The organism is Salinigranum salinum (assembly GCF_009176545.1).
Lineage (GTDB): Archaea > Halobacteriota > Halobacteria > Halobacteriales > Haloferacaceae > Salinigranum > Salinigranum salinum.
The window spans coordinates 995,013-1,008,761 of sequence record NZ_VTOJ01000002.1 but is presented as its reverse complement, the minus strand read 5'-3'; the positions used below and the strand labels follow the sequence as shown (position 1 = coordinate 1,008,761).

The window sequence follows — 13,749 nt, the reverse complement described above, 5'->3', positions numbered from 1 at the left end:
TCGCGAGAGAGGAAAGACTCACCACCACTGACAGCTAGACTCGCGGCGATCAATAACCACTCCAGTCGGAGCGAGTTTACACGGTACGTGGATTGTACTCCTCTTTCCGGAGACTCGAAAGGGCATCTGTCGTGAGCACGGTTGCGTCTCGCCGATACGCTTCGAAGCGCTCCTCGACCCACCCAACGAAGTGCTCGTCCTCCGTCTCTACCAGACCGACGATGTTGTCCTCGTCGTCCTCGATGACGAGATATGCAACCCCGTCGTTGATGCCAGCAGCGTACGGAATCCCTCCGGACAAGATGGAAATCTCCGTTCGGTCGGACGCGACCATCTCCGTGAACCGGGACGCCCATTTCGACGACATCACTGTCGCGACGGCTGAGGGAGTGAACACCGCCTCGAACCGCTGGGTTCCCGCCGCTATCGCCGCGCTGCGGGTGTCGATACACGGTTCGGGGAAATAGTCCGCGAAACACTGCGTCTCGGTGGTTCGCCGTTCGAACTCCCTGACGCGGGACATCACCGCCAACGGGTTGTTCTCGGTCGCCTGCGTGACTGTCGCGTCCGACAAGCACTCGATGTCGATCCCCATCTGGTCGAACGGGATCCACTGCCAGACGTCACGAATCCTTCGCTCTGTTTCGAATCGCTCTACGAGATCGAAGAATCCCTCGGCGATTAACTCACCGAGCAGCGTCAGTTCGTATCGTCGACCGACGCGCTTGATCCAGGTTCGGCTGTCGAACTCGTTGAGGAGACGTCCGACCGTGGCGTTCGAGGCACCGGTTACTGTTCGGAGGTCATCGCGACTCTGGGGGCCCGCTGCCAGTGCACCGAGCGCGTTCACACGGTGATCTGAACGAGCTAGAAATTCGATTTCTTCGACCGGTGTGTGCATGCTACTGACACGCTTGCTGAGATATTACCCCTTCCGATGTCACAGCGTTCCAATACGTGCCGCTCAATGGTACGCCAGTGTGCCATCGGCTACGGCTCTGCCATGTTATTCATCGACCCGCGTCGCTGTTCAAATCCAGAGGCGAAGCTCGTAGTGAGAGTCGTATTCGAAGAAAGTCGTCCGGGACTGGGACGTGGTCGTCGCGTATCCCTTTACCGCGCAGTCTGGCCCAGTCGCTGTTCCATCGCCGTCCGACGGGCCTCGGCCTCGGCGTGCATCACGTCGCGGTGTTCATCCCAGGAGGCGTACCTGGGGACGGGTGTCTTCCCAACCGGAACTCTGTTCTTAAGGTGGTTGCTGATAGTTGACATGCTTTTCCTCACTAATTGATCGTGTCGATGTCTCTTGACGATGCTGAGTGATACTATTGCACGTACTGCAATCCAGTCGCTGTTCGACATCATCCCGTCGTCAGTATCAAACGTCCTCCGTTTGGGAGGTGGACCCGAATCTGCGCGATTCACTCTGCTGAATACAGCCTCTGTATCGGTCATAGCCTCACTGACAGAGTTAGGGTCTGATGAAGGCGCTGCTGCATACACCGCGCGTCCCGGTCACCTGCCCCCAGACTGCCGTACGTGACCGACGTTCCGAGGTCCAGAACGGGCTGTTGTCCGTGTGAGCCAGGACAGCGTGTGACCACGTCCGGTCGGTGCGGAGAGCACGTACGGCAGCCATTATATGCAGACCGACCACGGAACTGTGGATATGGACATCGGAGTCACGGTAGGCGACTCGGTGGAACGGCTGCAAGCGACGGCCGACGACTTCACCTTCGCCGAACTGTCGATCGGCGAATCCTCGTACGTCCCTGCCGACGAATCGGACGCCGACCTTCGCGCAGCGCTCGAGTCCGTCGACGCGGAGCTGTGCGTCCACCTGCCGTTCGACCAGGTCGTCGTGACACCGGTCCCACAACTCAACGACGCGATCGTCGACTACCTCGCGGAGCTACTCGACTGGGCGGGAACGCTCGACGCACGGAAAGCCGTCCTCCACGGGACGATGCGGAACCCCCACGACACCAGCCAGCGGCCGGGCTTCGCAGACCAACTGTCGGCGATCGCGAGCGCTGGCGACGACGCGGGGGTCGAACTCGTCGTCGAGAACGTCGGTCATCAGGCCCGCGGGCTCCCGCTCTCCGTCCTCGGTGATCTCGCGCGCGAGACTGGAACGGCGGTCTGTTTCGACGTCGGCCACGCGTACATGGAAGACGGGGACGACGGGGTCGAGCGCTTCCTCGACCAGTACGCCGATCTGGTCTCGCACCTCCACGTCCACGACGTGCGCCGACGCGGAGACACGCACCTCCCCCTCGGTGCCGGCGAAATCGACTACGGACCCGTGGCGGAGGCGCTTCCGGACTTCGACGGCACCGTCGCCGTCGAGGTGTTCACCGACGACGTCCCGCTGTTGCGGGACTCTGCCGACCGGGTGAGACACTCCCTGGAGTGAGGACGCGAGCGATTCGGACGGGTGAGTTGGAGGTCCGCTTCACACGGCTACTCTCTCCTTCAAGAAGAGGACACTCCCTGTCTTCTCCCCGTGAAACCCGTCTGTTCGTTCTGAGATCGATACCGTCTCGTTTCGTTTTGAAAGCGAGCTTTAATACAGTAAATCAAATTTTATTAACTAACAGTGAGTATTACATAGGGGTATATGTTAACAATAAAATAGAATGGCAACGTCTACCACTTTCTCGGCCGGCGACTACACGTTCGACTCGGTCCGGAGCCTCCTGGCAACGGCCAACGAGCCGAAGACGGGCGACGACCTCGCGGGCATCGCCGCGGAGTCAGCCGCCGAGCGCGTCGCCGCGAAGCGAGCGCTGAGCGAGACGACGCTCGAAACACTGCGTGAGAACCCGGTGGTTCCGTACGAGCAGGACGAGGTAACGAGGGTCATCCAGGACGCGGTCCGCGAACCGGTCTACGAGCGCATCAGGGAGTGGACAGTCGCCGATCTGCGCGAGTTTCTCGTCGACTCGTCGACGACCGACCAGGAGATCCGCGCGATCCGTCCCGGGCTCACGAGCGAGATGATCGCCGCCGTCACGAAGATCATGTCGAACATGGATCTCGTGCTGGTGACCTCGAAGATGGAGGTGACCGCGCGCTGTAACAACACGATCGGGACCGAGGGGACGCTGTCGTTCAGGCTGCAACCGAACGATCCAGCCGACGACGTCGAGCGGATCCTCGACTCGACGCGGGAGGGGCTGTCGTACGGCGTCGGCGACGCGGTGATCGGCATCAACCCCGTCGAAGACGGCGTGGGCACGACGACGCGGATTCTGGAGGCGACACACGAGTTCATCGAGGAGTGGAAGATTCCGACCCAGAACTGCTGTCTCGCACACGTGACGACACAGATGGACGCGATCCGTGACGGAGCGCCTGCGGATCTGATCTTCCAGAGTCTCGCGGGCACCGAGGTCGGCAACGACGAGTTCGGCATCGACGTCGAACTGCTCGACGAGGCCCACGACCTCGCCCAGCGCCGCTGTACGTCCAGCGGGCCGAACGTGATGTACTTCGAGACCGGCCAGGGCGCAGAGCTCTCCGGCGACGCACACGAGGGCGTCGACCAGCTCACGCTGGAGGCGCGCTGTTATGGGCTGGCGAAACGGTACGACCCGTTCATGGTCAACACCGTCGTCGGCTTCATCGGGCCCGAGTACCTCTACGACGGCCGCCAGGTGATCCGGGCCGGACTCGAGGACGTGTTCATGGGACAGCTCCACGGCATCTCGATGGGCATCGACGCCTGCTACACCAACCACATCGATGCCGATCAGAACGACATCGAGAACCTCGCCGTCCTCCTGAGTGCCGCCGGTGCAAACTTCTTCATCACGGTCCCGATGGGCGACGACGTCATGCTGAACTACCAGTCCAACAGTTACCACGACGCCGGAGCGCTGTGGGAAATCTTCGACCTCGGCCCCGCACCCGAGTTCCGAACGTGGCTCGAGGAGATGGACATCTGGCACGACGGCACGCTGACCGACCGTGCGGGCGATCCGACCATCTTCACGGAACCATGACCCGACACGACGACACCCCCATGACGCGTGACGGTCCCGGGACCGACCCCGCGGACGCGAACGAACTCGAACGCATCGTCTCGCGCAGCCCCTCCCGGCTCGGGGTCGGGAGGGCCGGCCCGCGCCCGCGAACGGAGACCGTCCTCACCTTCCAGGCAGACCACGGGCGTGCCCGCGACGCGGTCCTGACGACCGTCGACGACGCGCTCGTCGAGGATCTCGGTCTCCTGAAGATCCGGACGCTCGTCGAGGACAAGGATCAGTACCTCGCTCGTCCCGACCTCGGCGCGGAACTCTCCGAGGAGACCGCCGAGTTCCTCCGCGAACACGGCCAGCGACACCCCCAGATACAGGTGATCGTCAGCGACGGACTGAGTTCGACCGCGATCGAAGCGAACGTCCCCGACCTGTTGCCGGCGCTCGTGGACGAACTCGACGCGCGCGGGCTGTCGGTGGGGACGCCCGTGTTCGTCGAGTTCGGCCGCGTCGACGTGATGGACGCCATCGGCGAGGAACTTGACGCCGACTGCTGTGTCAACCTGATCGGCGAACGGCCCGGCCTGCGGACCGCCGAGAGTCTCAGCGCGTACATGGTGTACGGCCCCGAACGCGGCGCGCCCACGGCGAAGAAGTCGGTCATCTCGAACATCCACTCCGGCGGTCTGCCGCCGGTCGAGGCCGGCGCGAAGATCGCGGATATGCTGGCGGAGATGATCGAACAGGAAGCCAGCGGACTGGACCTCACCGAGGGCGACCGGGAGTTCCAGAAAGGCTAACTCCCGATGGCGTCGCCGGCCTCGGTCGAGCGGTCAGCGGCGTCAGTCGACCGATCGACTGTGTGGCTCCGACGAGCGGTGGCGATGTCGGTCGAGCCAGCAGTCGAGTTCCCGTCGTTCCGGCCCTGGGTACCGAACGCTTACCTTCCACAGCCCTCGTACCGAGCGTATGAGCGAGGAGCCGCTGACGAGCGTCGGGATCGACGTCGGGACCACGACGACGCAGGTGATCGTGAGCCGGCTCCACGTCGCCTCGACCAGCCCGACCGATGCCGGCAAACTGGCGATCACCGACCGGGAGATCCTCTACCGCGGCGAGATCTACGAGACGCCGCTGCTCGACGCGGAGACGATCGACGCCGCCGCCGTGGCAGCGATCGTCGACGGGGAACTCGAACGAGCCGGCGTTTCCCGAGCGGCGATCGACACCGGTGCGGTGATCGTTACGGGTGAGACCGCACGGCGGTCCAACGCCGCCGCGCTGGTCAGTGAACTGGCCCTCGAGCTGGGCGAGTTCGTCGTCGAGACTGCGGGCGCGCACCTGGAGGCGGTCCTCGCCGGTCGGGGATCCGGGGCGGCGGCGTACGCCAGTCGCGAGAACGCGACAGTCGCCAACGTCGACGTCGGTGGCGGCACGACCAACGTCGCGATCTTCGACCGCGATGGGGTCCGGGAGACGCGGTGCTGTCGGATCGGTGGCCGACTCGTCGAGCTCGACGACGGAACCGTGCGGGCGGTCGCCGAAACGATCCGGCCGCTGCTCGACTCTCTCGACGTGGCGCTCGCAGGTGGCGACGACCTCTCGCCGGCCGAACTCGACCGCCTCGTGGGAGCGATGGCCGACTGTCTCGCGGATCTCCTCGCGGGTCCCCCGTACCCCGCCCCGCTCGGGGAACTGGCGATCGGCGAACTGCCCGACGAGCGGGTCGACCTCGACGCGGTGGCGTTCACCGGCGGCGTCGGTTCGCTCGTCTCGAAGTCGGCCGACGCCACCGTCGACCGTGGCGCCTACGGCGATGTCGGCGTCGCCCTCGCCACCGCGATCCGGGACCACGACCGCCTCGGCGACTGGCCGCGAGTCGATACGTCGGAAGACATCCGGGCGACAGTGGTCGGAGCGGGGACCACGACGACGCGCCTCAGCGGGCGAACGGTCGGTCTCGACGCGCAGCTGCTCCCACTCCGGAACGTTCCCGTCCTCTCGGTCCCGTCTCTCCCGGCCGGCCACGAGGCGACACGCCGGACGGGTGAGACGGATGGGCCGCGCCGGGAGCACGGTGCGCTCGCCGCACGGATCCGTGATCACGTCGCGCAGGGAATCGCTCTCTACGGGGAAGACGCCGATCCGGGACCGTCGGACGAGCCGAGCGAGGAGTGGTTCTTCCTCGCGTTCGAGGATATCGGGGAACTGACCTACGACAGAATCGAAGCCCTCGCCGAGGCGATCGTCGCCGCGTACGACGACGCCTCGTACGCGGCTCCGATCCTGCTCCTCCTCGCGCAGAACTGCGGGAAAGCGCTCGCCCAGTCGATCCGGCGGGTACAGGACGCTTCGCGACCCGTGGTCGTTCTCGACGAACTGTCCGTCGAGCGGGGCACCTACGTCGACGTTGGCGAACCGATCACCGATGACGACACGGTGCCCGTCGTGGTGAAGACGCTGGTATTCGAGGAGTGACGGGCGGTCGGTCCCGAGAGACCGCCCGAACTGACGAGGCCGTGGCCCTGTCGTCCGGTGACCACGCCATCCGACCCTTGACCACCGTTCGGGAGACGGACGCCGAGGCCGAATCGAGTGCGTCGCAGCACTCCCGACGAGGGACGGAGTCGAACACTCCAGACGTGGTCCGAATACGTCCTCCGCTGTTCGCTCTCGTCCCCTCGACTTCGCTGATCGTCGTTTCTCTCCAGCACGTCCGGACTGCTCGAAGGAACGCAGCGGAGTTCACTGTCTGACGGAGCTATATCTACCTGTAGATCGATACTGCCGACCATGCAGGACTTCTTCGGGGAGTGCGGCTGTGGTCTCGGCCGAGAGGAACGGAAGAAGCTGGACAACTGGTGTTCCTCCTGTGGTGGTGAACTGCGGTGGGTGTCGTACGAGGGCGGCGTGGACGTCAGAGAGTGTGTCGACTGCGACTGACAGGGTGGCTCCCGAAACGCGTCATCCTCGCAGTAGCTGCTCTCGCTCCGTGGGTTCCGCGTCGGCGAACAGAGATCGTGTGATGTGCGGGGAGTTCCGATACCGTCGCTGGATTCGCTGGTCCTAGACGGGAGATTCGTCGGCTCCGTAACGATCGGATCCCCGTCGGGTTCGTTCGGCCTTCGGCCTCACCGGGAAGCAGTCAGTCCGATGTCCCTGGGAGACACCCCTCTCCGAGAGACACCACGGTCGGTCGAACCATGGAATCCGCAACGGATCGCCCGACGATCATCCGCTCGACCGGGTACGTTACACGGGGCTACTCTCATCGACACGGGTGTGAACGTCTTGGGACAAAACGGACGGACACGTGTTTCCGGACGGTGAACACTACCCACGTTACTTCCATCCGCTGGGAGCGAACCCGAGTCTCACCACGACGGGGCGGTAGGCGAAGACGACGGCGACGACAATCGCCAGTTCGGCCCAGAAGCCGACCTCGCCCACGATCGCTTGAACGATCGTGAGGACGACGAATACCAGGATAAACATCGCGATGTAGTGTGGAGCGAGTTCCATCAGTCGATCTGTGTCCATGCCACCTCCTACGGGGAGAACTGTCTCAAACCCTTCCCTCTGGCTGCTGCATAGAGCCGCTGTCTCGGTCACGCCGTTGCTGGCTGGGACGGAGTACGTCCCGGAGACCGTGCTGTGTAGAACGCGCGAGTCGGTCACACGAGACATCCCCCAACATCGGTATTACCCTCAGCACAGGGACTTACGGCTTGGCAGGGCGTTTGAGTCTATCGGGGGCGTACTGGGTCTGGTAGTGGTCGGAGTTCTGGCATCGTTCCCGACCGCTCAACGGTTTGGATTTCGACGTTGTTTACCGCGACAGTGAGCGTCTCCCACTCACTCGGTACATCTGCTCCACCGACGAGGTGAGTTACCGAACTGCATTGCGATTCCCCGGTCGTTCCACTACTGAAACCAGACGTGACGTTGAATCTCAAGACGAATTCGTTCGCGATGGAACGGGTTAGCTCCGGTTCGATGTCTCTTAACTCACTACAGAGCCTCACATCAAAGGTTACATCCGCAGACTCGCCGTCGCTAACGATGTGAACCCATCCGCTGTGGGCCTCTCCCTCGCTTGGGAACGATGTACGGCTCTCTGAGTATGTAAGCCCGAGAGATTCTTTCCCCTCGTCGGTCTCGCTCTCATCCGACGTACTCGGGGTCGAAGAACTCGTTCGACCTTGACAGCCGGCGAGACAGCTAATACCAGCAATGGCACTAACAGCCAACACCTTGCGACGGGATACTGGAGGGCTCATCGACTCAGTACATACGTACTCTCGGCACATATTTTTTTATTGTCAGCATCGTGCGTGAGGAGAGAGTTGATAGTCGCCGCTTCATCGCGTGGGTACACTCGTACTCTCTTTCTAACGGTTGGTTCAGCGGATAGTGGACGAAACAAACTGATCTGTCGTGCTGAACTCACTCTCTCTGCGGCACGAGAGTGCTGACAACGTTTCGGTGGGTTCCAGCGACCGTGCTGTGTCGAACGCGCGAGTCGCTCACCGATAGGGAGTCTCCTCACACGCTCGCCTGCGCGGAGGAGTGAACGTCAAGTATGTCGGGTCCTTCGTCCGAGTACCGTGCCTGTTTCCGAGGCTCACGAGATCGTCGTCGTCGGGGGTGGCGTAGCGGGCTGTTTCGCGGCTGCGACCGCCGCCGATCGGGGGGCTGACGTCGTGCAGCTCGAACGGAAGTCCGCATCGGACGCCGGGCACATCGCCTGCGGCGACGCGATGAAGAGCCCGACCGACCCGAAGAAGTATCCCGGTCCCATCGACATGAGCGCGATCGCGGCGGACGAGGACGTGCTCATCGACGGGAACATCGACCAGATCGAGTGGTGGGACGAGGCACTCGACGTGAAGAAAGTCCTGCCGTACGAGGGTCACAGTAACGTCGTCGACCGCTACGAGCTGGGGCAACGGCTGCTCGAACAGACGGCAGCCTGTGGGGTCGACCAGCAGTTCGACACCGTCGTCAACGGCGTTCTCCAGGGTGCGCAGGTCGAGGGGGTGCGAGCCGTCAGAGACGGGGAGCCTGTCACGTACACCGCCGACCTCGTCATCGACGCCGGTGGCGCGCTGTCGAGCGTCATGGCCGACGTCGACTTCGCCAGCCTGGACGCGGAGCCCGAGACCAGCTTCGAGAAACCCAACTACCGGCAGTTCGGGTCCGCGTACCGGGAAGTGCTCACCACGCAGGCGCCCGTTCCGTACGACAACGCACTCGTGGGCAAGCCGCTGGAGCGGATGGGGTACATCTGGTACTTCCCGCGAACGGCGACCGAGATCAACGTCGGACTGGGCTTTCAGATGAACAAAGACCCCGTCACACTCGTCGACCGGCTGAAAGCGGACCTCGAGGGGCGGCCCGAATTCGACGGTGCGGCGTTCGACACCGTCAACGGCACGGCCAACAAACTGGGTGCCGCGCTCGGCCTTCGACGTCCACTGGACTCGATGGTCGCGCCCGGGTACATCACGGTCGGCTGTAACGCCGGCACGACTCACCCCATCACGGGCAAGGGAATCAGAGGGGCCGCCGTCACCGGCTACTCGGCCGGGAAACACGGCGCGGCGGCGGTTCACGACGACGAAGACGGCTTCATCTCGGAAGCGGATCTCTGGGCGCACAACCACTTCCTGTACGTCGACCACGGCCTCGGGACGCGCACCGCGGTCAAGGACCCCTACAACATCGCGGCCTCGCACGCCGGGATGGAGAACGTGCGTGCGTTGGTCGCCCTCCTCCCCGAGGACGCGATCGCGGACGTCGTCTCCTCCGAGGGCAACTCGCTCGGCGTTCGGAGCGCCGTCCGCCTCGCGAGCGGCGTGGTGGGGAACGCGCTGGCGCTGGGCAGCGACGGTCGTCTCGAGCGACTCGACACCACGAAGCGGGCGGTGGGTCGAACGCTCCTCAACTTCGTCCGGACGCGGCGCTACGCCCGGAAGTACGAGCGACTCTACGACGAGTATCCGGTCGATCGTGACGACTTCTTCGAGTGGCGTGACGCCCGGGACGCGCTGGACGACGCGTTCAACGACGATCTCGGCATTCCCGCCGAGCAACGCAAATACTAGTCGATCACACGCCTTCTTTGCGGGATCACCGTCCGTTCCCGTCGAGGTCGTCACGGTCGTCGCGGCAGCTTTAGACGAGGTGGTCGCGTTCCTCGGCGTCGATCTGGGGATCGCGGACCGTGTGGTGTCGTCGGGATGGTCGACGAGAAGGCGTTCGTCGAGTCCTTTCTGCTACTGGTCCGGGTCCCGTTTCATCCGCAGCCGTCCTTCACGAGCCGCGTCCGCCGCGTCGCTCTCGCGCCACAGACCGGCTCCAGCTTCGATACTCTTCTGTCGGCGCTGAGGAGTCGCGAGTCGAGTTCGTCGGCGGTCTCGTCGTCTCGGTCGAGCCGAGCCAGTGCTGCGTGTGTCTCGTCGTCGATCCGGATCGTCTCGCGTCGACGCAGGGGCAGAACCGCGAGGACCGTCTCGAGGGACAGTCCCCGATCGGACCGGTGTGGTTCGCGACGATACGGCTGGCGTGCCGAGCGATCGAGTGCTCGAGAGCCAACTCGTGAACCGGCTCAGGAAGCTCTGAATCGCCTGGTTTCGGCACTCTCGACGACAGAGAGTTTATAAACGTCCGGCCCTCCCGTTCTAGTAATGAGTTCTCGGCGAACCACGGATCGTGAGCGGCGTGAATCGCTGTCGTACGAGACGGTCGACCTCGGCGTGCTGGTGATCGGCGCGGGGGCTGCGGGCGCGCGGACGGCCATCGAACTCGTCGAACGGGGGGTCGCCCCCGAGGAGCTGCTGGTGATCGGCAAGCGGAGCCACGGCGATGCGCACACGACGTGGGCCCGTGGCGGCATCAACGGTGCGCTCGGCACCCACGACCCCGTGGACGACTGGACGGTCCACGCGGCGGACACGATCAACGAGGGCCACTTCCTCAACGACCCCGCGAAGGTCGAGACGGTGACCCGCCGGATGCCGGACCTCCTTCGGGAGCTGGACGGCTGGGGGATGCCGTTCAGTCGAACCGACGAGAACGAGATCGACCAGCGCTACTTCGGCGCGCAGTCGTTCCGGCGGACGGCGTTCGCCGGCGACCACACCGGGGAGTCGCTGCTACAGACGCTCATCGGGCGCGCACAGGAGCTATCGGTTCCGTACCGCGAGAACGTCTTCGTCACGCGGCTGTTGACCGACGACGACTGGGTGCTCGGCGCGGCCGGCTACGACATGGAGACGGGGGAGTTCCTCCTCTTCGAGGCAGACGTCGTGGTCCTGGCGGCGGGGGGGTACACCAGTCTCTACCACCGTCACTCCTCGCGCGACGACGAGAACACCGGTGATGGGCCCGCGCTGGCGTACCAGGCCGGCGCGCAGTTGATGGACGTGGAGTTCGTCCAGTTCCACCCGACCGGCATGGTCGGCGCTCGCTACGGTGACGAGTGGGACGGCCGACTCGTGACCGAAGCCGTCCGCGGCGAGGGTGGTCGGCTGTTCAACAGCGACGGCGAGCGGTTCATGGAGCGGTACTCGCCCGGACAGATGGAACTCGACGCACGGGACGTCGTCGCCCGTGCCATCGCCCGGGAGATCGACGAGGGCCGCGGAACCGACGCCGGTGGGGTGTACCTCGACATCTCCCACCGCGACCGGTCGTTCATCCAGGACCGCCTCCCGCGGATGTACGAGCGCTTCGCGGAGCTGGGCGTCGACATGGCCACCGATCCGGTCGAGGTAGCGCCGACCGCCCACTACGGCATGGGTGGTGTCGTCGTCGACGAGACGGGCGAGACCGATATCGACGGCCTGTACGCGATCGGCGAGACGATGGCGGGGGTCCACGGCGCGAACCGTCTCGGTGGGAACTCGCTGGCCGAGACGATCGCATTCGGGGCTGTGGCCGGCGAGGCCATCGCCGGACGGCTCGCCCGTAGACACGACAGCGAGCGCGGCGAGCGGACCGTGCTCCACGACCGGGCGGCGATTCATTTCGCCGATCTCGACAGGCTCGTCCGGAGCGACGGCAGCTACGATCCCGCGGCGCTGATGGACGAACTACGCGACCTGCTGTGGGCGCACGCCGGCATCCTCCGTGACGAGGAGTCGCTCTCCGTGGGACTCGACGAACTGGCGGCGATCCGGCGTCGGGCGAGCGATCTGGCGGTCGACGGGCCGACGAGTCGTTCGTTCGAGTTCGTGATGAACCTCGCGTTCGCACTCGACGTCGCCGAGGCGCTCCTCCGGGGGGCCGCGATGCGGACGGAGTCCCGCGGGGCGCACGCCCGCACCGACTACCCGGACCGTGACGAGGACTGGCAGCGGAACATCCGGATGACGCGGGACGCGGTGGGTGCGATGCGGCTCGAGACCACGCCCGTCGCGGCGCCGAGCGACGACGTGCAGGCGGCACTCGACGCCGGCTACGAACTGGACTACCACCAGCTGGAGTAACGCGCCAGGGCGTCGAGGCAGGGGACGCCACTCGCTAGTCACTACACTGCTCGCACTGCTCGCGTCTCGACCGAGTGGCGGACAGCCGGTGACGATCCATCGAAGCGTCCTCGGGCGCGGACGGACGAGCGCTGCACGGAAGAGTAGACCCACTGTCACTGTCCGGTGCGGCCGTTCCTCTCCGCGATCTCGCCAGTCTGGAGCGGTAGCCACGGCGACCGTTTGTGGGATCTCTCGGTGTGATCTCACGGCGACTGTACACTCCGACGTCGCCGTCGTGGTCACTGCTGGGTCGTGTCGCCCCCGATCGCGGATTCGGACCGGGGAACGAACGCGCCAGTGTCGACTGCGCCCCGACACACCACGCATCCGTCTTCGAGAACCGCCGCTCGGATGTCGGCGTCGACGATAACCCGGACCTCGCATGCGGGGCAGTCGAAGACGAATTCGTGTGGCATCCACTCCACCGTGGTTACACGAACGACAGAGCGTGGTATAACCGTCGTCCCCGCATACGGTGGCCGTTGATCAAGAGACCGGGTCGCTCGCGGTCACCGTCACGTGACTGCCACGCGACATTCGAGGGTTACGTCTCGAGAATCGCTTCGAGCAGTTTCGACTGGGCTGCCGAGAGGTGTTCGGCGAACGTCGATCGGTTGATGTCGAGTGCTGCGGCCACCTCGGTCGCGTTCGCCCCCTTCGGATGGTCGAAGTAGCCCATCTCGTGAGCGGTCTCCAGTACCTCTCGCTGTCGAGCCGTGAGGACGGCTCGGTCGACGAAGACGAGGTCGCTCTCGTCGTCGCCCGCCGCCGAGCGGGTGAGACACTGCAGGGAAACCTCCTCGTACTGCGCTTTCAGTTCGGTGACGATCCTGCCGAGTTCGTCCAGGTCGTTCGCGACGAACGAGACGACGACCGACCCGTCGTCCACCTCGGTGTGACGGACGGGATTCCCGCTCCACTCGATCACTTCGCAGGCGCACGCCGGCTCCGTCCCGGCCGGCCGCTCGAACCGGTAGATCGCCTTGCCGTCGTAGGAGAACACCTCCTCCGCGTCGACGGGAACCGACCCCGACTCGCTGATGAACTCGACGGTGACCTCGTCGGTGACTCTGGACGTCGCGCGGGAGACGGAGACCACCTCCCCCGAGTCCGACGCGTCCACGACGCGACAGACGGACGGGCCGGCCACCCTCATCTCCGCGTGCACGCCGCTGTCGGTCATGTGGTATCCGTCCCCGGGTACGTCAAAAAGTCCTTCGACGTGCCTCACG

At 64.7% G+C, this 13,749-nt stretch carries 12 protein-coding genes; 7 read left to right on the top strand and 5 right to left on the bottom strand.

The genetic code is table 11. The features are described 5' to 3' along the window. Nucleotides 1-76: 76 nt before the first annotated feature. Nucleotides 77-901, bottom strand: coding sequence for a helix-turn-helix transcriptional regulator (locus tag FZP69_RS16420; RefSeq protein WP_152042463.1), 825 nt, complete (start codon nucleotides 899-901; stop codon nucleotides 77-79). Between the two features lie 212 nt (nucleotides 902-1,113). Continuing rightward, nucleotides 1,114-1,455: a hypothetical protein gene (locus FZP69_RS16415; RefSeq protein WP_152042462.1), complete on the bottom strand. Its 342-nt coding sequence runs from the start codon at nucleotides 1,453-1,455 to the stop codon at nucleotides 1,114-1,116. Between the two features lie 214 nt (nucleotides 1,456-1,669). Between FZP69_RS16415 and FZP69_RS16410 the strand changes: the two genes are divergently transcribed. The 5 genes from FZP69_RS16410 (at nucleotide 1,670) to FZP69_RS22690 (ending at nucleotide 6,926) form a co-directional block, all read left to right on the top strand. Next, complete coding sequence (locus FZP69_RS16410) at nucleotides 1,670-2,416, top strand: sugar phosphate isomerase/epimerase family protein (RefSeq protein WP_152042461.1); 747 nt, start codon at nucleotides 1,670-1,672, stop codon at nucleotides 2,414-2,416. 223 nt (nucleotides 2,417-2,639) lie between these two features. Next, the gene (locus tag FZP69_RS16405) at nucleotides 2,640-4,007 is read left to right on the top strand and encodes an ethanolamine ammonia-lyase subunit EutB (protein ID WP_152042460.1); all 1,368 of its coding nucleotides are present in this window, start codon (nucleotides 2,640-2,642) and stop codon (nucleotides 4,005-4,007) included. Between the two features lie 20 nt (nucleotides 4,008-4,027). Further along, nucleotides 4,028-4,783, top strand: coding sequence for an ethanolamine ammonia-lyase subunit EutC (gene eutC / locus FZP69_RS16400; RefSeq protein ID WP_152042459.1), 756 nt, complete (start codon nucleotides 4,028-4,030; stop codon nucleotides 4,781-4,783). 169 nt (nucleotides 4,784-4,952) lie between these two features. Beyond that, nucleotides 4,953-6,461, top strand: coding sequence for an ethanolamine ammonia-lyase reactivating factor EutA (locus FZP69_RS16395; protein ID WP_152042458.1), 1,509 nt, complete (start codon nucleotides 4,953-4,955; stop codon nucleotides 6,459-6,461). Nucleotides 6,462-6,776: 315 nt separating this feature from the next. Then, nucleotides 6,777-6,926, top strand: coding sequence for a hypothetical protein (locus FZP69_RS22690; protein WP_192918618.1), 150 nt, complete (start codon nucleotides 6,777-6,779; stop codon nucleotides 6,924-6,926). Nucleotides 6,927-7,325: 399 nt separating this feature from the next. On the opposite strand, the gene FZP69_RS16390 is transcribed toward FZP69_RS22690, so the two are convergent. Further along, entirely contained in the window at nucleotides 7,326-7,523 is a 198-nt protein-coding gene (locus FZP69_RS16390) for a hypothetical protein (RefSeq protein ID WP_152042457.1), read from the bottom strand. A 992-nt stretch (nucleotides 7,524-8,515) separates the two neighbouring features. On the opposite strand from FZP69_RS16390, the gene FZP69_RS16385 reads away from it, so the two are divergent. Both FZP69_RS16385 and FZP69_RS16375 read left to right on the top strand, forming a co-directional pair. Continuing rightward, nucleotides 8,516-10,090, top strand: coding sequence for an FAD-binding protein (locus FZP69_RS16385; RefSeq protein WP_152042456.1), 1,575 nt, complete (start codon nucleotides 8,516-8,518; stop codon nucleotides 10,088-10,090). 582 nt (nucleotides 10,091-10,672) lie between these two features. Further along, nucleotides 10,673-12,475, top strand: coding sequence for an L-aspartate oxidase (locus FZP69_RS16375; RefSeq protein ID WP_152042455.1), 1,803 nt, complete (start codon nucleotides 10,673-10,675; stop codon nucleotides 12,473-12,475). Nucleotides 12,476-12,756: 281 nt separating this feature from the next. Here FZP69_RS16375 and FZP69_RS23525 read toward each other — a convergent pair whose 3' ends face one another. Both FZP69_RS23525 and FZP69_RS16370 read right to left on the bottom strand, forming a co-directional pair. Continuing rightward, the gene (locus FZP69_RS23525; protein WP_449329026.1) at nucleotides 12,757-12,933 is read right to left on the bottom strand and encodes a DUF7560 family zinc ribbon protein; all 177 of its coding nucleotides are present in this window, start codon (nucleotides 12,931-12,933) and stop codon (nucleotides 12,757-12,759) included. A gap of 128 nt (nucleotides 12,934-13,061) precedes the next feature. Further along, nucleotides 13,062-13,700 carry a helix-turn-helix domain-containing protein gene (locus FZP69_RS16370; protein ID WP_152042454.1) on the bottom strand — a complete coding sequence of 213 codons (639 nt, stop codon included), beginning with the start codon at nucleotides 13,698-13,700 and terminating at the stop codon, nucleotides 13,062-13,064. Nucleotides 13,701-13,749: the final 49 nt, after the last annotated feature.